The sequence below is a fragment of the Gilliamella sp. B3022 genome (genome assembly GCF_028751545.1).
Classification (GTDB): domain Bacteria; phylum Pseudomonadota; class Gammaproteobacteria; order Enterobacterales; family Orbaceae; genus Gilliamella.
Window position 1 is genome coordinate 1,180,487 of record NZ_CP071867.1, and the last position, 17,544, is coordinate 1,198,030.

A 17,544-nucleotide genomic window follows, 5' to 3' on the forward strand; every position below is an offset into this window, starting at 1 on the left:
TTATCCTAATAATCCACTCCAAGCTCCAAAAATACCGATACTCGCTATAAGTAATAAAATCCAATGCGCTTTAAGCCCTTTTTTGTCTAATAAAAAGATGAATAAGGTAAATAACAGAGGTAATATTTGTGGCACAATACCATTAAAAATATCCTGTAATGATGTTGCATCGTCGCCTGATCCTATTGTTAGTGGCATATTTAATGTCACCATCGTTGCTACCATGGCACCAACAACAGATAGCCCCAAGATAGAAGCACCATACGATAATTTATCCATTAAACCAGTCTTTTGAACCTTTTCAATAAAAGAGGCACCAATGTTATAACCAATGAATAGACCAAAATAGCGAGCTAAAACAGCAGGAATATTGAAAATTAATAGAAACAAAAGTGGACCTAAAATATTACCTTGTATTGCTAATGAAGTACCAATACCAGTGGCTATAACCCGTAAGGTTCCCCAGAAAAATGAATCGCCCAAACCACTTAGTGGTCCCATTAATGCAACTTTAACATCATTAATTGAACTTTCATCAAAATCGTTATTCAAGGCATTTTGCTCTTCCATTGCAATAGAAATACCTAACGGAAAGGTAACTAACCAAGGTGTAACGTTATAAAACTCTAGATGTCTTTGATAAGCTTTGGTTAATTGTTCTGGTTTTTGACTATAGATTTTTTCTAAAGCAGGGCGGATTGCAAAAGAATAACCTAAATTCATTTGTCGCTCATAATTCCATGACCATTCGGCGGTAAAAGAACGCCAAAAGGTTCGCATTAAATCGTTTCTAGTTAATCGTTTAGAATTCTTCATTTTCATAGTTGATCTCCTGTCCTACTAAAGCACTGCCTGAAAGATTATTAACTTCTTGATTGTCTGAGGTTATTGATTTTTTGCCGGTAAAGGAAGAATAACCAGTAAGAATCAATGCCATACACGCACCAAAAATGGCAACACCAGTAACAGGTACTTTCATATATACTGCTACAGCAAAACCAAGAATAAAGAATGTTGCATTGGTTTTTTTTATCATAATTTTCATTAGCATAGCAAAACCAAATGCAGGTAATAAGCCAGTTGCGATGCCTAAACCATTAATAACAAACTCAGGAATAACTTCAAGCAAGTTTTTAATTGCTTCACTACCAAATAGATAAGAAAGCCCGACCACTAATCCAATTGGTAGGTTAATGGAAAAGAAACCACCCAAGATATTCATCCGATCAACGCCTTTACCATTTCCTTCACTAGCATACTTATCTGCTTTATGAACAAAGTAAGGTAAAATAAACAAGAAACATAAATTCTTAACTACTAGTACCAGAGAAGCAATTGGAATTCCCAAAGTTAGGGCAACAGCCGTACTTTTACCTGCACCAATAGCGAAAGCTGTTCCTAGAACACTACCTGATATAATTTCTGGCGGGATAGATGCCCCAATGGAAAATGAACCAACAAAGGCTAATTCTAACGTTGCTCCTATAATAATACCTTGGGTGATATCTCCCATTACTAGTCCCGCTAAAGTACAGGTAACTAAAGGTCTCGATAACATTGATGAACCTAAAAAGTATTCACCATTAGCTAACATAGCAATCAAGGCCAAAATAATTGCTGTAATAACAATACTCATTTTGTATTCCTTTTTGTCTATTTTTCGAATTTCTGCTTAGATTCATTTGGTATTTGTTGTATATATACTTCAACACCATCTCGTTGTAATTTAGCTAATAGATCTGCTTCTAAATTGGTTAAATTTATTGTTTTAGAGTAATTCTTCGTTCCGTCACGGGGTTTAGTTCCTCCTAAATTAAGACTAGTTATTTTTCCTTGAATGCCTCGGATTAATTTTTCAGCATCAGCCACGGACTCAACTACAATTAACATTTGATATTTATCCGTTACGCCAGAGTTAATCGCCTCAATACTGTCATCAACAGACTTCATTACTAATTTTGCGTTGTCAGGCTTAGCTAAACGAATTGCTGATTTACGCAGTTCATCACCCGCAACAGCATCATTGGCAACTAAAATTGTATTAGCGCCAACATTTTCAAACCATGAAACAACGACCTGACCGTGAACTAAACGGTGATCAACACGTAATAATTTAATCATTGGGTTACCTCCTAAGTGAAATCGACCACATATTTAGTATTACTAGCAAACTTATATTCAATAGCTATCGGTTCTCTATTAATATCAAAATAGTGATTAGAAATTTTAAATAATGGATCGTTAATGTTGCATCGTAACTGTTTTGCCAATTCAGCATTTGCCGCAATAAGCTGCAAATCCTGCTCTAATTTATCGACCTTTTTTTTGCCAGAATTAGTGATTTCGAGGGCTGATAAAACTTTGATGATAGATATTTGGAAATCGGGAAAATTATTAAGAGGTAAGAGAAAAATTTCTTTAACTGCACTGTTTTTTGCAATTTCTAAAAAACTAACGTAATAGATGAGCTCGGAGGGTTTTATTTTTAATAACAGACTATAGTAACTTCCTGCTTGTCTTAAATAGGTATCTTTAATAATTTTTTTATGATTTTGGTAAACAAAGGGTTTAATAATTCCAGTCATTTCTAAAATATTTTGGGTAGATAAGGTTGGTGCAACAAATAAACCAACTCCTTTTTTCCTAACCACCATATTTTTATCAACCAGCAGATCAATTGCTTTTCGAACAGTTGTTCTACTGACATTATAATCCTTTTGCAATTGCCCTTCAGGGGGTAATTTAGATCCAACTCTATAATGTCCAGTATTTATCTTATCCATAAAATGAGTGGCTATTTTTTCAAATAACTTCATTGATGCGTTACCTCATAATTGAAGATATTTTTAGCCGATAAATGATACCGAAATCGATTGCCAACTAAATACTGATCGGTGTGTTCAAATGGTTCGAAATGATTATCAAAACTATAGCTTGATACTTTATAAATTGGTGTACCTTCAGCAACTTGTAAATGTTTTGCTTTATCATCAGTTGCTGCTTCATAAGTAATCTCTTCTCTACCGTGGTTTGGGGTAAAATGGTAATGTTCTTTTAAAAATTGATAAAGAGAAATACCATTTAAATCTATCTGATTTAAATCTTTAAATTTTAGCGATGATAAATATGTAATTTCATAAGAAAGGGGATCTTGGTTTAAAAAGCGTTGTCGAATAATTCTAATTAACGGATCATTTGAACCAAAGAATGCTCTTAATTCAGCAGGCATTTTAATTATTTGGTTGGAAAGTACTTTTATTTTGATTTGTATATCATCATGTTTTTGGACCTCTTCACTAAATGAAGACATCTTCAGCATATTAATTTCAAAAATTTTATGGCATGGTAAGTTTTTATCATTTTGAAAAACATATCCTTCTATCGCTAAATCATTCAATGCGTTGCGTACAGTAGTTCGACTGACACCAAAGTATTTGGCAAGTCCTCTTTCTGTCGATTGATCGCTAATTATGTTGAGATTGGCTCGAATTTTTTCTTCAACATCTGTTTTTGCCGCAATATCACGATATTCCAAAGGTCACACTCCATTTGTGGGCTTTTTTATCCATCAGATATATCTTAATCCATATAAGATTGTTTAAAAAATATTAAAAAAAATACATGTTGTCAATTTTGAGTACCAAAATTGATATAGAGATCACATTTTTTATCGTAATCTAATAAAATTATTCAGATAAAGTGAATTGCGCTAATTAATCTATTTAATTCAGAGGATTAATTTTAATTAATGAAAAGCGATTATGTATAAATGAGGGAATAAAACGATAAACAGATAATAAAAAAGCCTACTCAATTGAGCAGGCTTTTTTTTAAATTGGTCGGCGAGAGAGGATTCGAACCTCCGACCCACTGGTCCCAAACCAGTTGCGCTACCAAGCTGCGCTACTCGCCGTTAGATTTTTTCTATAAAATGGGGTGGCTAATGGGATTCGAACCCACGACAACTGGAATCACAATCCAGGGCTCTACCAACTGAGCTATAGCCACCATAGAAGTAGGACGAGATATTACGCATAAAAAATAACATTGTCCAGTATAATTTTTCAAAAATGTTCTGACTGCTTATATTAAAAGCGTTAAAAGCTTAATATTTTATCATTACTGATGTAATTAAGCTTTATGTGACATAATATTAATGATTTGTGTGTCGGTTGCTTTCATACTATTGCTAACAATGGCTCCAAGATTATCAATTGAAGCCTCGACGCTATCACAAACTATCCCTTCTTTACCTGTCACTCGAATACGATTTAATGCCATTAAAACAGCTTTAAAACTCGAAGATACCGAAGTTGACACTTTCATTGCACAACTATTGGAGGCTCCATCACAAATAATACCAGATAAATCACCAATCATACTACAAATAGCCATATCTACTGGTTCATATTGTCCTTTACCAAGTAACCATGCCATACCAGCGGCAGAGCCCATTGCTGCGGTTGATGCAGCACAAAGTGCCGATAAAGGCGGGAATTTACTATGAATATAAATTGCAATGGTATGAGATAAAATGAGTGCTCTAGCCAATTGTTCTGTTGTTGCTTTTAAATAATCGGCAACCACCACCACGGGCATAGTTGCGGTAATACCTTGATTTCCAGAACCAGAATTGCTCATCGCAGGTAAAGTTGCACCACCCATTCGAGCATCGGATGCTGCAGTTGTGCGAATAATCACTTTAGATAACAGGTCATCAGCCAACAAGCCAGTTTTTGTTTGTTCATTTAGTGTAGCGGCAATACTTAAGCCATAATCTCGCCTTAATCCTTCTTGAGATAATGCATCGTTTAATTCAGCAGAATGTAAAATAAATTCGATATCATCAAAATTACAGCGTGTTGCAAATTCATATATCTGTTTGACTGACATCTGAGTTATGATTGAATCTTTTTTAGACTCGTCTTGTGTTTTATTCTCTGCTTTGAAAATGATTTCACCATTTTTTTCTATTAACACTATGTTTGTGTGTGATTTTTCGATACATACTCTAACATGATCGGTCTTAGTGTAAATATTGGCTTCAGAATAAATAGCTGCATTATTATTAGCAATGTGTACAGTGACTTTTTGCTCTTTAAGTAGCGTTTTAGCTTGGTTAATTTGTTTCGGTGTAATTTTTTTTAGTACTTCAAGACCTGCTTTGGCATCACCACCTATTGCGCCAATAGCTGCTGCAATAGGTAACCCAACCATCCCTGTACCAGGCACTGTCACTGCCATACCATTTTTCATTAAATTTGGTGAAACATAAGCATCAATGTGACGGATACTGTTTTTATCAATATATTTAGTAGCAACCGCTGATGCCAAAGCAAGAGATATGGGCTCTGTACAACCTAATGCAGGTAAAACTTCATGTTTCACTAATTGAATTAATTTTTTCCACACTACTTGTTGTTCCATTTTTTATCTCCATATCATTGCACTATGATAAATAGTGCTAGATGGTAAAACATTTTATAAAAGATAAATATAATAGTTAGTTTAAATTTTAATGTTAAGATTGCAAAGTAAATAATTAAATATGTTGCACTGGAATAAATAAAGTTTATTATTTAAATTATTTTTAGCAAAAAATTATGTTAATCTTTTTAAAAAAATATGTTGCAATTTTAGCATGAATCTAAACTTTTATTTGGTTAAACAGTGAATTAAATAATCAAGAATTGTTCAAAATATGTAATATTTTAGTAAAATTACCTGACTTTTTTTTTATTATTGTAATAATGTAACTACATAAAATTAAATAATAATGGCGATATATGATAAATATTTTGTTAATTGATGATGATGTCGAATTATCACAGATGCTTAGTGAATATCTAACCAATGAAGGTTTTAATATCAAAAGTGTTTATTTGGGTAAAGATGCTATTGATGAAGCATTATCGGGGAAATATCGTGCTGCAATTCTAGATGTTATGTTGCCTGATATTAATGGTATTGACGTTCTTAAAAGTATACGTCAACAGTGTAATATGCCCGTTATCATGTTAACAGCTAAAGGCGACAATATTGATCGTGTGTTAGGTTTAGAATTAGGCGCAGACGATTATATCCCTAAGCCGTGTTATCCTCGTGAACTACTAGCCAGATTACGCGCAGTATTGCGTCGTTTTGATGAACGAACAGTTGAGTTAGTGGATGATAAAAAATACCATTTTAATGGCTTGACATTAGATTTACCTCAACGATTATGTACATGGAATGGACAAGTTATTGACTTAACATCGACTGAATTTAATTTATTAGTTTTACTCGTAAAAAATAGTGAACGAGTTGTGACTAAAGAAGAATTATCTGAAGTTGGACTTGGTCGCGCTAGAGAGCTTTATGATCGTAGTGTTGATGTCCATATCAGTAATATTCGTCAAAAATTATATCAAGTTGCCCAAAATGACGTGACAATTGAAACCATCAGAGCTGTAGGTTATCGTATTCGTTAATGACAGTAGGTTTGCTATGAATCGTCGATTATTTTGGAAAATACTTGTTATATTTTGTGTGATGTTTTTTCTTACCTTTCAGTTAACATGGATTGCTTTTTCGCTCTATGTAGAAGACAAAAATAGACAAGTTCTCAATCATATGCCGACTAAAGTCGATATGATTGCGCAATTATTGCATGTGGCTGGTGAAGAAGATACACTTAATTTTATTGCACATTTACCCGAACGAGAGCGAGTATTGCTGTCAATAAAATTGGTTTCTCCTCAAAATGATCAAGTTAATATCCTAAATGATGAATTAGAATCTCCGAATTATATGTACCAACGTTCGGCCGTTGCTCCTGATGGAACACTGTATTCTGTTTCGTTTAAAAAAGAAGAAATAAATACTCAGTTCCAAAAAATACTGTTTAATATGCCAATGCCTATTACACTAACGGGAGTTTTAGTTGGACTCACGTTAAGTCTTACTTTAGCCTGGAATTTAACTAAACCAATGCGGTTATTAAGACAGGGTTTTTTTCGAGTATCACAAGGTGATCTTTCGGTTCGATTATTTGATAAATTAGAATATCGGCATGATGAGATAAGCGAAGTAGGTAAAGATTTTGATATGATGGTTGAACAACTCAATATCTTAATCTCAGATCGTCAAGCATTGTTGCATGATGTATCGCACGAACTTAGAACGCCGCTGGCGCGTTTGCAGTTAGCTATTGGGCTTGCTCAGCAGAATAAACAAAATATCGATACTTGTTTAGCAAGAATTGAGCTGGAATCCGAACGATTAGATCAGTTAATTGGCGAAATATTAAAATATTCCCGTTCCGAAATGAACAATCGTAATGATGAATATTTTGACTTGAAAGATTTATTAAGTGTAGTGATCAATGACGCTAACTATGAAGCAAATCATCAATCAATTGATGTGCATTTTATCCCTTCAACCATTAATCATTCGATAGTCAAAGGCAATTCAGAACAGATACGTCGCGCGATTGAAAATATTATTCGTAATGCGATTCGCTTTTCACAATCTGGGCAAGCTATTGAGGTCTCGTTAAAAGAAACGAACAAATATTTACAAATAGAAGTTAAAGATCGCGGACCAGGTGTTGAATGGAATAAATTATCCAGTATTTTTGAACCATTTGTTCGTATTCAGTCACCACAACTTGGTAAGGGTTATGGATTGGGATTAGCTATTGCTCGAAAAACCGTCGTTATGCACAACGGTACTATTAAAGCAGCTAATCGAGAAGGAGGTGGACTTGTTGTGACTATATATTTACCGTATTGGCGTAAATTACAAACAATTGCACCTAGTAACACTCGCTATTAACGGACAATACGTATTCTTTAATTAAGTCCCGTAATTTAATTTTATCATGCCCTGTAAAGGTCAGGGTTTGGATAATTTTATTCGGTTCACTGTCTAATATCTGTTTATACTGAGCAATATATTGACTGGCAATAGGTTGGTATGACCAATGCCACTCTTCAGGAAGATAGCCACCTTTACGACCTTCGTTAAAGGCTTGGCAAAAACCGTACTTAGGCATATTTTCTTGCAACCATTTATAGAGAATAATGCCTTTTTTATCCTGCCTAAAAAAATCGGATGACACACTAGTGATATCAATGTCTGTACCCCAATGGTGTCTCGAAGTACCAGGCATTGATGAAAATTTTAAAATTTCCGTTGCAATGTTTTGTGGATCATTGATTTTTTTTAACAATGCATCCCATTTACGTTGCCAAATGCCATTTTGATACGTGTAATTACGAGTTGCACTTACCACAATAAAAGGAATATCTGGATGTCTCTTCTTAAAATCATTATAAGCTTTGATTAGTTGCTCTGTAGGCTCTTTTTGTAGATACATTCCGTTTTTGTTAACAGGTAAAACGGTTGAATCTAATGATATAAAATCTCTGTCTTTTTTTTCGTCAAATTGCCCTGTAAGTTTATTTAATGGAATTGAATGTGCCATAGTGATTGTCAAATCTAAAAATAGAGTTAATATCAATATAATATTGAGAATTAATTTTAATTTTATTGTTTTTATTATCATTTTGAGTTTCTATAATATTCTATTAGCCAGATAAGGTGAAAACCAGTATAATCCTTTCCCTAAAAATTGAAATAGCCATAATGTGTAAAAACGAGGCCTTATGTTAAAATCTGCTACATCTAACACGTCTGTAATTAATTCAGATGCTGCTAATACAATTAATGTTCATTCAACACAAGAAAAAATAAATCTACTCAATTTTACGCGTCAGCAATTGCGTGATTTTTTTATATCGCTTGGGGAAAAGCCCTTTAGAGCTGATCAAGTGATGAAATGGATCTATCATTTTGGGATAGATGATTTTGATCTGATGACCGACATCAACAAAAAGCTCCGTGAACAACTAAAAAAATTAGCTGAAATTAAAGCGCCTAAAATTGCTCTTGAACAGCGATCATCGGATGGTACCATTAAATGGGCATTAGATGTGGGTAATAATCAGATGATTGAATCGGTTTATATCCCTGAACGTGATCGAGCAACTTTGTGCGTATCATCACAAGTGGGCTGTGCGCTGGAATGCAAATTTTGTTCAACTGCTCAGCAAGGTTTTAATCGCAATTTAACCGTTTCTGAAATTATTGGTCAGGTTTGGCGAGCATCAAATGCGATTGGTGTCACAGGCAAATTAGCCGATCGGCCGATCACGAATGTTGTTATGATGGGTATGGGTGAACCTTTACTTAATTTATCTAATGTTGCACCAGCCATGGAAATCATGTTAGATGATTTTGGTTATGGTTTATCAAAAAGACGCGTCACACTTTCAACCTCTGGTGTAGTACCGGCATTAGATAAATTGGCAGGAATGATTGATGTTGCCTTAGCGATTTCACTTCATGCACCAAATGATGAAATCCGCAGTGAAATTATGCCAATCAACCAAAAATATAATATGGCCATGCTGCGTGATTCAATTTTACGTTATCTATCAACATCAAATGCTAATCACGGTAAGGTGACAATCGAATACGTTTTACTCAATCAAATCAATGATAGTGTTGAACATGCGCATGAGCTGGCAAAGTTCTTAAAAAATGTGCCAAGTAAAATCAATTTAATTCCATGGAATCCATTCCCTGGCGCACCTTATTCTCGTTGTTCAAATACCCGAATTGATCGCTTTATGAAAACATTAATGGGGTATGGATTTACGGTTATTGTTCGCAAAACCCGCGGTGATGATATTGATGCCGCTTGCGGGCAGCTTGCTGGTGAAGTGGTTGATCGAACTAAACGAACCTTGTATAAAAAGCAAAACCTTGTTCAGAAAACAGCATAAATCTTCTAATATAAAAAAGGAAGTGTAAATGAAAAGATCGTTAATAGTGTTCAGCTGTTTTTCTATGCTAATGCTTGCAGGTTGTCAAACTAATAATAGAGAAGAGTTTGACCCAGAAACTGCTGCATTAGCAAGAATGCGATTAGGGTTAGGTTATTTAGCTAAAGCCAATGAATCCGAAGATAATATTAAGGCTGCACATTATAATCTAAAATTAGCTTCCCAGTATTCGCCCAATAATCCACAAGTGATGCTAGCAATGGCAATGTTTGATCAGCATGTTGGCGAGTATAACGAAGCAGAAATGATCTACAAACGTATTACATTAATGCAACCTGGTAATGGTTTATATCATGTTCATTATGGTTCTTTTTTATGTGGTAGAGATCGTTATCAAGAAGCCCAAAAACAATTTAAACAAAGCCTAGATCTCGACAAACATCATTGGAAAGCTGATGCCTACGAGCAGTATGGTTATTGTGCGATTCAAAATGGCGATACAAAAACAGCAGATCTTATGTTCAAGCAACTTTTTGAATATGATTCAAGTCGCCGAAGTAGTGTAATAAAAACAGCGGAAATTTATAAAAACAAAGGCGATGAAAGTGTCTCTAACTATCTGTTATTAATATCCAAAAAAATAAATTACAAGAATTAGAATAAATATCATTAGAAGCAAGAGTAACAATCATGAGTTTTTGGGCTATTTTATTACTAGCATTAGCCATGTCGACGGATGCATTTGCGGTAGCGATTTGTCGTGGCGTATCGCTCAAATCAACACCGTTTTTAGGGGCATTAAAAGTGGGGATCTTATTTGGCATTGTTGAAGCCATTACCCCAATACTAGGCTGGTTAATTGGCTATATTGCCTTGCAATATATCGAAAAATGGGATCATTGGGTAGTGTTTATTATCATGTTATTTTTAGGTATAAACATGATTTATAACAGCCTAACATCATTAGATGAAAACGATCAGGAAGAAGAACTAGTATCAGCAAATAATAAAAAATCTTTTTTTATGTTAATCTTTACCGCTATATCAACTAGCATTGATGCATTTGCCGTTGGGGTCGGTTTAGCAATGGCGAATGTTAATATCTATTTTACGGCATCAATGATTGGGTTAGCAACGTGTGTGATGGTGACAACAGGTCTATTACTAGGAAAAAAATTAGGCTGTGTTGTAGGCAAAAACGCGGAGCTTTTAGGCGGATTAGTGCTGATTACAATTGGTATAATTACACTTTATCAACATTTAACAACCTAATTTTAATATGTTATAAAAAATTTCTTTAGGTATAAAAAAACCACTCACATATCGGAGTGGTTTTTATTAGGAGAAACAGCAGAATTACATCATTCCGCCCATTCCACCCATGCCGCCCATACCTGCAGCAGCACCTAAATCAGCTTTATCATCTTTAGGTAAATCAGTAACCATACATTCAGTTGTGATCATAAGACCCGCAACAGATGCCGCATATTGTAATGCGCTACGCGTTACTTTAGTTGGATCTAAGATACCCATTGCGATCATATCGCCGTACTCTTCAGTTGAAGCATTGTAACCATAGTTACCTTTGCCACCTTTAACTGCGTTAACCACAACCGATGCTTCTTCACCACAGTTAGTCACGATTTGACGTAATGGCGCTTCCATTGCACGAAGGGCAACTTTAATACCAACGTTTTGATCTTCGTTTGCACCTTTAAGGTCTAAAATTGCAGATGCAGCACGAACTAACGCAACACCACCACCGGCAACCACACCTTCTTCAACCGCTGCGCGAGTAGCATGTAATGCATCTTCAACACGTGCTTTTTTCTCTTTCATTTCAACTTCAGTTGCTGCACCAACTTTAATTACTGCAACACCACCAGCTAATTTAGCTACACGTTCTTGAAGTTTTTCTTTATCGTAATCAGAAGTTGATTCTTCGATTTGTTTACGAATTTGTTCAACACGTGCACTGATTAAAGACTCTTCACCCACACCATCGATGATAGTGGTATTGTCTTTATTGATAACAACACGTTTAGCTTGACCTAGGTCTTCTAAAGTAGCTTTTTCAAGCTCTAAACCGATTTCTTCTGAAATTACCGTACCAGCTGTTAAAATCGCGATGTCTTGTAACATAGCTTTACGACGATCACCAAAGCCAGGTGCTTTAACTGCGGCAACTTTAACAATACCACGCATAGTATTCACAACTAAAGTGGCTAATGCTTCGCCTTCAACATCTTCAGCAATGATTAGTAGTGATTTACCTGCTTTAGCCACTGCTTCTAATACTGGTAATAATTCACGGATGTTAGAGATTTTTTTATCCGCTAATAAAATGTATGGGCTATCTAATTCAACAGTAGCTGTTTCTGGTTTATTGATGAAATATGGTGATAAATAACCACGATCAAATTGCATACCTTCAACAACATCAAGCTCGTCTTGTAAACCAGTACCATCTTCAACAGTGATAACACCTTCTTTACCCACTTTTTCCATTGCTTGAGCAATTAAAGTACCCACAGTTTCATCTGAGTTAGCAGAGATTGTACCTACTTGAGCAATCGCTTTAGAGTCTGCACAAGGTGAAGATAATTTTTTAAGCTCTTCAACTGCTGCAACAACTGCTTTATCGATACCACGTTTTAAATCCATTGGATTCATGCCAGCCGCAACCGCTTTTAAACCTTCGTTAACAATTGCTTGCGCAAGGACTGTTGCGGTAGTTGTACCGTCACCAGCGGCATCGTTTGCTTTTGAAGCCACTTCTTTAACCATTTGTGCACCCATGTTTTCGAATTTGTCTTCTAATTCGATTTCACGAGCAACTGACACACCATCTTTAGTAATAGTTGGTGCACCAAATGATTTATCTAATACTACATTACGTCCTTTTGGACCTAAAGTGACTTTAACTGCATCAGCTAATACATTCACACCCTTAAGCATTTTAGTACGGGCATCATTACCAAATTTTACATCTTTAGCTGCCATTTTGTATTTCTCCTAAATTCTGTCTATAAATTAAATTATTTGCCAATTACGCTTGAACAATGGCTAAAATATCGCTTTCAGATAAGATAAGTACTTCTTCATTATCAATTTTTTCTGTTTTAACGCCATATCCTTCATTGAAAATTACGATATCACCAACTTTAACATCGAGTGGTTGAACTTGACCATTTTCCAAAATGCGACCATTACCAACCGCTAAAACTTCACCACGTGTTGATTTACCCGCAGCTGAGCCTGTTAAAACAATACCGCCAGCTGATTTTGATTCTACTTCTTTGCGTTTAATGATCACACGATCATGCAATGGACGAATTTTCATTAGTTATCTCCTAGCACTAATTTAAATTAAATAATTATTAACAATAAATCATAAAATTATGATCTATATAATATAGTGAACATTACATGGGGTTTATTTTAAATTCTTCAAGATAATAAAATTAAAAAATTTTCTAATTGATTAATTATTAATCATCTTTACGCTCAAATTCCCCCTCAATTACATCATTAAGTTGCACATTGCTGCTAGAAGAAAATGAGCGAACTTTGAAAGGAAATTTTTTAACAATAAAGCGAACAATATAATCTTGAATGCGTGGAATTAACAAAATCGCGCCAAGCATATCGGTTAAAAAACCCGGAATTAGCAATAAAAAACCCGCAAAGAGTAAGGACACGCTCTTAATAATTTCATCTTTAGGGCTTTGATGATTAGCAATTTTTTGTTGCATAATACTTAGGTTATTTAAACCCTGCTTTTTAATTAAAGAAAACCCAATAATCGAAGTGGCAATAATGCCAATTAAAGCAAGAAAAACACCTATTGAATCTGCAACGTTTATAAAGAAACTGAGTTCAAAATAAGCATAGATAAAAAAAATAATAAATCCAAAGACTCGCATATAAAATTCCTCTAAATATAGAGTGATATTATGTCATAATAAGTTATTAATATAGTGATAACTAGTTAAATTTCAACCAAACAGTAGAGTTTTTTTAAAATATCTTATAAAAAGGATTGACGGATAATCGGGAATCGTGTTTAATACACCTCCATTGTTGCCCGGATAGCTCAGTCGGTAGAGCAGGGGATTGAAAATCCCCGTGTCCGTGGTTCGATTCCGCGTCCGGGCACCAATTACGAAAAAGGAACACCAGCGAAAGCTGGTTTTTTTGTGTCTGATGTTTATCAATTCTGATTCTATTAATAATTACTTGCCGATATTCTTTTACACTTCTATTTTTAAATACAATTTAATTATCATTTTTTTTAAATCTGTTTATTGAACGGTTTAATACTTTGTGAGCTATCTCACAAAATTAATGTAATATTTGTCATAATATCCAATCTTTTGCATTCAGTTTATGGAATGATGGATATCAAACATTTACAACAAAAAATCAGCGATCTCTCTATTTGGAAAAAAGGCGATCAAAGAGCTCCGCATAAACCTTTGTTACTATTTTACGTTTTATCTCAATATAAGTAGGGGCATGAGCGTTTGTTTAATGATAGTACTGAAATTGAAAAGCCATTGTTAGATTTATTGATGAGATTTGGTCAAGCAAGATCGCATTATTATCCGAATATGCCTTTTTGGCGTTTACAAAGCGATGGGGTTTGGCAATTAACTAATATTGAAGGCAGTTTAAAAATGAAAATATCAAGTGGCGTTAATGGTCATTAAAGGGTTGAAAAATTGTTCTGGGATTTTGAAGTTAAAAATATCTTACTACCAGGTATAAAAGAAGATTATTTGCATGATCGGTTTGTTGAATGGCATTTATGGGAAGTGTTTAGGAAGTAGTCACTATAAGTAACAAATTAGCCTATTATTTTTAATAATGGATAAAAAATTTATAAATCTGATAAAATTAACAACAATGTTAATCATTAATTGATGAGATTCTGCTACATGGAACAAAATTCTAGCACACTTTATAACGCGCTTTGGGCGTCAGCCGATATTTTACGCTCCAAGATGGATGCCAATGAATACAAAAACTATTTGTTGGGTATTATTTTTTATAAATACCTATCGGATAATATGTTGGATTATGCGGTTGATCAGTTAGAAGAGAAAGCTGATGATTTAAAACAAGCACAAGCAATCTATACTAAGGCTTATGCTAATCCAGAATTACAGCAAGATCTTAAAGAGGTGCTCAATACTCAGTTTTCTTATGTAATAGAGCCACAATATACTTTTACTCAATTGTTGAATGATATTAATAACAGCACTTTCCAATTAGAAACCTTAGCACAAGGTTTTCGTAATATTGAACAAGCGCATGAGATTTTTGCCAACCTATTTCAGGATATTGACCTTTATTCGCGTAAGCTTGGGGCCTCACCACAAAAGCAAAATGAAACTATTTCGGCTGTAATGAAAAAATTGGCAGAGGTTGATTTAGATGGTTATGTCGGCGATATCTTGGGCGATGCTTATGAATATATGATCAGTGAATTTGCCTCTGAATCAGGAAAAAAAGCGGGGGAATTTTATACACCACATGGTGTGGCAAAATTAATGACTAAAATTGTGATGCATGGCAAGCACAAACAAAAAGGTTTTAGTATTTATGATCCAACTATGGGTTCGGGTTCATTGATGCTTAATATTAAAAAAGAGAGTCAAGAACCAGGAACCGTGCTCTATTTTGGTCAGGAAATTAATACTTCAACCTATAATCTAGCCCGTATGAACTTAATGTTGCACCAAGTGCCGATTGCAAATCAATATTTAAGCAATGCCGATACACTAAGTGATGACTGGCCAACAGATGAACCAACCAATTTTGATGGTGTATTAATGAATCCACCGTATTCCGCGCACTGGAGTGCAGTAAAAGGCTTTTTAGATGATGCTCGTTTTGCACCTTATGGGGTGTTGGCGCCCAAATCGCGTGCTGATTTTGCCTTTTTACTGCATGGCTTCTACCATTTAAAATCAAAGGGCACTATGGCGATTGTGCTGCCACATGGGGTATTGTTTAGAGGCAGCAGCGAGGAGAAAATACGCCGCACATTACTTGAAAACGGTCATATTTATGCTGTGATAGGTTTACCTGCGAATATTTTTTATAATACTGGTATTCCAACCACAATTATTGTCTTACGTAAAGATTACAATCAACGTGATGTGCTGTTTATTGATGCCCAAGAATTATTTGAAAAAGCGCGAACCAAAAACGTCTTAACTGATGAACATGTTGAAACCATTTTTAAAGCTTATGTAGAACGCAAAACTATCGACAAATTCAGCTATTTGGCGAGTTTTAACGAAATTGAAGCGAATGATTTTAACCTTAATATTCCCCGCTATGTTGATACCTTTGAAGCTGAACCAGAGATTCCTCTAGCTGATTTATCCACCGCGATGATGCAGACACAACAAGAACTAAAAACCGCAGAAAATGAACTGATTGCGATGTTAGATGAACTAACGGGCACGACACCAGAAGCGGAAAAAGAGTTAGCAGACTTTAAAGCGGCATTACAAGGAGTCGGTAATGGCAAGTGTTAAGAGTAAAGTCCCTAAACTGAGGTTTAAGGGATTTAGTGAGGAGTGGCAATCATTATCATTTGCGAGAGCACTGCATGAAGTTAAGCGTCCGATCAAGATGCAGAATGATACAGACTACCAATTAATTACAGTAAAAAGGCGTAATGAAGGTATTGTTAGTCGAGGTATTTTTAAAGGTAAAGACGTATTAGTTAAATCCCAGTTTGAAGTTAAAAAAGGCGATTACATTATTTCTAAACGACAAGTTGTGCATGGTGCTAATGGGATTTTACCTGAAACACTTGATGGTTCTATTGTTTCCAATGAGTATTTAGTTGCCAAAGGAACAGATAAGATGGATATTCAATTTTTTTCCATTTTATCCAGTTTACCTATTATGTATAAGCAGTTTTTTCTTAGTTCATACGGTATTGATATTGAAAAATTATTTTTTGATGTTAATGACTGGAAGAAAAGAACGGTTAATGTACCAATATTAAAAGAACAAACTCAAATAGGTCATTTTTTCCAAAAACTAGATCAAGTGATTGAAATACAACAAAACGCCTTAACTCAAGCTCAAAACTATAAAAAAGCCATGCTGCAAAAAATGTTTCCACAAAATGGTGAAAAAAGACCAAAGAGACGTTTTAAGGGGTTTAGTGGGGATTGGGTTAAAGTAAAGTTTAGAGATATATTTATTTATGAAAGACCTGATAATTATTTAGTATCGAATACAGAATATTTAGATCAAGGAATTCCTGTATTAACAGCAAATAAATCTTTCATTCTTGGTTTTACTGATGAAAAAAATATTTATGATAAAGGTGCTTGTATAATTTTTGATGACTTTACTTTAGATTCTAAGTATGTAGACTTTGCCTATATGGTTAAATCTTCAGCAATAAAAATACTCACGCCAACAAAAGGGTTCGATCTCAAGTTTGCATTTGAACGGTTGAATACTGAAAAAATTATTAATGATGGTCATGCTCGACATTACATTTCTATTGTACAGCCAACAATCACATTAGTTCCATCTTTAAAAGAACAAACCCAAATCGGTAACTTTTTCCAACAATTGGATAAACAAATTACTGAACAACAAAATAAGTTAACCCATTATCAAACACTTAAAAAAGCGATGTTACAGCGATTATTTATTTAGTGGATCATTATAAAAA

At 34.6% G+C, this 17,544-nt stretch carries 17 protein-coding genes, 3 tRNA genes and 1 pseudogene; 9 read left to right on the forward strand and 12 right to left on the reverse strand.

Annotation, left to right across the window (positions count from 1 at the left end):
- The 8 genes from J4T76_RS05325 to J4T76_RS05360 all read right to left on the reverse strand — a co-directional run bounded on the left by J4T76_RS05325 (position 1) and on the right by J4T76_RS05360 (position 5,427).
- Positions 1-822, reverse strand: a complete 822-nt coding sequence (locus tag J4T76_RS05325; RefSeq protein ID WP_274460536.1) for a PTS system mannose/fructose/sorbose family transporter subunit IID — start codon at positions 820-822, stop codon at positions 1-3.
- Complete coding sequence (locus J4T76_RS05330; RefSeq protein ID WP_267341118.1) at positions 803-1,636, reverse strand: PTS mannose/fructose/sorbose/N-acetylgalactosamine transporter subunit IIC; 834 nt, start codon at positions 1,634-1,636, stop codon at positions 803-805. The genes J4T76_RS05325 and J4T76_RS05330 overlap by 20 nt, the downstream gene beginning before the upstream one ends.
- Before the next feature lie 17 nt (positions 1,637-1,653).
- Positions 1,654-2,121, reverse strand: coding sequence for a PTS sugar transporter subunit IIB (locus tag J4T76_RS05335; RefSeq protein WP_267341119.1), 468 nt, complete (start codon positions 2,119-2,121; stop codon positions 1,654-1,656).
- An 11-nt stretch (positions 2,122-2,132) separates the two neighbouring features.
- Positions 2,133-2,816, reverse strand: a complete 684-nt coding sequence (locus J4T76_RS05340) for a GntR family transcriptional regulator (RefSeq protein WP_267341120.1) — start codon at positions 2,814-2,816, stop codon at positions 2,133-2,135.
- On the reverse strand, positions 2,813-3,535 hold the full coding sequence (locus tag J4T76_RS05345; protein ID WP_267341122.1) for a GntR family transcriptional regulator: 723 nt from the start codon (positions 3,533-3,535) through the stop codon (positions 2,813-2,815). Before J4T76_RS05345 ends, J4T76_RS05340 begins: the two co-directional genes overlap by 4 nt.
- Before the next feature lie 301 nt (positions 3,536-3,836).
- Positions 3,837-3,913: transfer RNA gene (locus tag J4T76_RS05350), tRNA-Pro, on the reverse strand.
- A gap of 19 nt (positions 3,914-3,932) precedes the next feature.
- Positions 3,933-4,008, reverse strand: a tRNA-His gene (locus J4T76_RS05355).
- 123 nt (positions 4,009-4,131) lie between these two features.
- Positions 4,132-5,427 (reverse strand): L-cysteine desulfidase family protein, encoded by a 1,296-nt coding sequence (locus tag J4T76_RS05360; RefSeq protein WP_267341123.1) that lies wholly within the window; start codon positions 5,425-5,427, stop codon positions 4,132-4,134.
- Between the two features lie 362 nt (positions 5,428-5,789).
- Between J4T76_RS05360 and J4T76_RS05365 the strand changes: the two genes are divergently transcribed.
- Both J4T76_RS05365 and J4T76_RS05370 read left to right on the forward strand, forming a co-directional pair.
- Positions 5,790-6,470 (forward strand): response regulator transcription factor, encoded by a 681-nt coding sequence (locus J4T76_RS05365; RefSeq protein ID WP_416380266.1) that lies wholly within the window; start codon positions 5,790-5,792, stop codon positions 6,468-6,470.
- 16 nt (positions 6,471-6,486) lie between these two features.
- The gene (locus J4T76_RS05370; RefSeq protein WP_267341126.1) at positions 6,487-7,815 is read left to right on the forward strand and encodes an ATP-binding protein; all 1,329 of its coding nucleotides are present in this window, start codon (positions 6,487-6,489) and stop codon (positions 7,813-7,815) included.
- Here J4T76_RS05370 and J4T76_RS05375 read toward each other — a convergent pair.
- The gene (locus J4T76_RS05375) at positions 7,796-8,467 is read right to left on the reverse strand and encodes a M15 family metallopeptidase (protein ID WP_267341128.1); all 672 of its coding nucleotides are present in this window, start codon (positions 8,465-8,467) and stop codon (positions 7,796-7,798) included. The two genes, J4T76_RS05370 and J4T76_RS05375, sit on opposite strands and share 20 nt — an antisense overlap.
- A gap of 181 nt (positions 8,468-8,648) precedes the next feature.
- Between J4T76_RS05375 and J4T76_RS05380 the strand changes: the two genes are divergently transcribed.
- Genes J4T76_RS05380 through J4T76_RS05390 form a run of 3 tightly spaced genes read left to right on the forward strand, consistent with a single transcriptional unit; the run spans position 8,649 to position 11,102 of the window.
- Positions 8,649-9,830, forward strand: a complete 1,182-nt coding sequence (locus tag J4T76_RS05380) for a bifunctional tRNA (adenosine(37)-C2)-methyltransferase TrmG/ribosomal RNA large subunit methyltransferase RlmN (RefSeq protein ID WP_267341129.1) — start codon at positions 8,649-8,651, stop codon at positions 9,828-9,830.
- Positions 9,831-9,858: 28 nt separating this feature from the next.
- The gene (locus J4T76_RS05385; protein WP_267341130.1) at positions 9,859-10,488 is read left to right on the forward strand and encodes a hypothetical protein; all 630 of its coding nucleotides are present in this window, start codon (positions 9,859-9,861) and stop codon (positions 10,486-10,488) included.
- Between the two features lie 32 nt (positions 10,489-10,520).
- Entirely contained in the window at positions 10,521-11,102 is a 582-nt protein-coding gene (locus J4T76_RS05390; protein WP_267341131.1) for a manganese efflux pump MntP, read from the forward strand.
- 84 nt (positions 11,103-11,186) lie between these two features.
- Here J4T76_RS05390 and groL read toward each other — a convergent pair whose 3' ends face one another.
- The 3 genes from groL to J4T76_RS05405 form a co-directional block, all read right to left on the reverse strand.
- Positions 11,187-12,833 carry a chaperonin GroEL gene (gene groL, locus J4T76_RS05395; RefSeq protein ID WP_267341132.1) on the reverse strand — a complete coding sequence of 549 codons (1,647 nt, stop codon included), beginning with the start codon at positions 12,831-12,833 and terminating at the stop codon, positions 11,187-11,189.
- Between the two features lie 46 nt (positions 12,834-12,879).
- The gene (locus J4T76_RS05400; RefSeq protein WP_034915350.1) at positions 12,880-13,173 is read right to left on the reverse strand and encodes a co-chaperone GroES; all 294 of its coding nucleotides are present in this window, start codon (positions 13,171-13,173) and stop codon (positions 12,880-12,882) included.
- A gap of 148 nt (positions 13,174-13,321) precedes the next feature.
- Positions 13,322-13,756, reverse strand: a complete 435-nt coding sequence (locus J4T76_RS05405; protein ID WP_267341133.1) for an FxsA family protein — start codon at positions 13,754-13,756, stop codon at positions 13,322-13,324.
- A 159-nt stretch (positions 13,757-13,915) separates the two neighbouring features.
- On the opposite strand from J4T76_RS05405, the gene J4T76_RS05410 reads away from it, so the two are divergent.
- The 4 genes and pseudogenes from J4T76_RS05410 to J4T76_RS05425 all read left to right on the forward strand — a co-directional run bounded on the left by J4T76_RS05410 (position 13,916) and on the right by J4T76_RS05425 (position 17,528).
- A tRNA-Phe gene (locus J4T76_RS05410) sits at positions 13,916-13,991 on the forward strand.
- Between the two features lie 233 nt (positions 13,992-14,224).
- A pseudogene (locus tag J4T76_RS11855) lies at positions 14,225-14,497 on the forward strand (phosphorothioated DNA-binding restriction endonuclease); the annotation flags it as partial.
- A gap of 273 nt (positions 14,498-14,770) precedes the next feature.
- Positions 14,771-16,381, forward strand: a complete 1,611-nt coding sequence (locus J4T76_RS05420) for a type I restriction-modification system subunit M (RefSeq protein WP_267355951.1) — start codon at positions 14,771-14,773, stop codon at positions 16,379-16,381.
- Complete coding sequence (locus J4T76_RS05425; RefSeq protein WP_267355953.1) at positions 16,368-17,528, forward strand: restriction endonuclease subunit S; 1,161 nt, start codon at positions 16,368-16,370, stop codon at positions 17,526-17,528. The genes J4T76_RS05420 and J4T76_RS05425 overlap by 14 nt, the downstream gene beginning before the upstream one ends.
- Positions 17,529-17,544 lie beyond the last annotated feature (16 nt).

Excerpts from the sequence above, each read along its gene's own strand:
- J4T76_RS05325 (WP_274460536.1), bottom strand. The coding sequence starts at position 822 with ATGAAAATGAAGAATTCTAAACGATTAACTAGAAACGATTTAATGCGA.
- J4T76_RS05330 (WP_267341118.1), bottom strand. The coding sequence starts at position 1,636 with ATGAGTATTGTTATTACAGCAATTATTTTGGCCTTGATTGCTATGTTA.
- J4T76_RS05335 (WP_267341119.1), bottom strand. The coding sequence starts at position 2,121 with ATGATTAAATTATTACGTGTTGATCACCGTTTAGTTCACGGTCAGGTC.
- J4T76_RS05340 (WP_267341120.1), bottom strand. The coding sequence starts at position 2,816 with ATGAAGTTATTTGAAAAAATAGCCACTCATTTTATGGATAAGATAAAT.
- J4T76_RS05360 (WP_267341123.1), bottom strand. The coding sequence starts at position 5,427 with ATGGAACAACAAGTAGTGTGGAAAAAATTAATTCAATTAGTGAAACAT.
- J4T76_RS05370 (WP_267341126.1), top strand. The coding sequence starts at position 6,487 with ATGAATCGTCGATTATTTTGGAAAATACTTGTTATATTTTGTGTGATG.
- J4T76_RS05375 (WP_267341128.1), bottom strand. The coding sequence starts at position 8,467 with ATGGCACATTCAATTCCATTAAATAAACTTACAGGGCAATTTGACGAA.
- J4T76_RS05380 (WP_267341129.1), top strand. The coding sequence starts at position 8,649 with ATGTTAAAATCTGCTACATCTAACACGTCTGTAATTAATTCAGATGCT.
- J4T76_RS05385 (WP_267341130.1), top strand. The coding sequence starts at position 9,859 with ATGAAAAGATCGTTAATAGTGTTCAGCTGTTTTTCTATGCTAATGCTT.
- J4T76_RS05390 (WP_267341131.1), top strand. The coding sequence starts at position 10,521 with ATGAGTTTTTGGGCTATTTTATTACTAGCATTAGCCATGTCGACGGAT.
- groL (WP_267341132.1), bottom strand. The coding sequence starts at position 12,833 with ATGGCAGCTAAAGATGTAAAATTTGGTAATGATGCCCGTACTAAAATG.
- J4T76_RS05400 (WP_034915350.1), bottom strand. The coding sequence starts at position 13,173 with ATGAAAATTCGTCCATTGCATGATCGTGTGATCATTAAACGCAAAGAA.
- J4T76_RS05405 (WP_267341133.1), bottom strand. The coding sequence starts at position 13,756 with ATGCGAGTCTTTGGATTTATTATTTTTTTTATCTATGCTTATTTTGAA.
- J4T76_RS05420 (WP_267355951.1), top strand. The coding sequence starts at position 14,771 with ATGGAACAAAATTCTAGCACACTTTATAACGCGCTTTGGGCGTCAGCC.
- J4T76_RS05425 (WP_267355953.1), top strand. The coding sequence starts at position 16,368 with ATGGCAAGTGTTAAGAGTAAAGTCCCTAAACTGAGGTTTAAGGGATTT.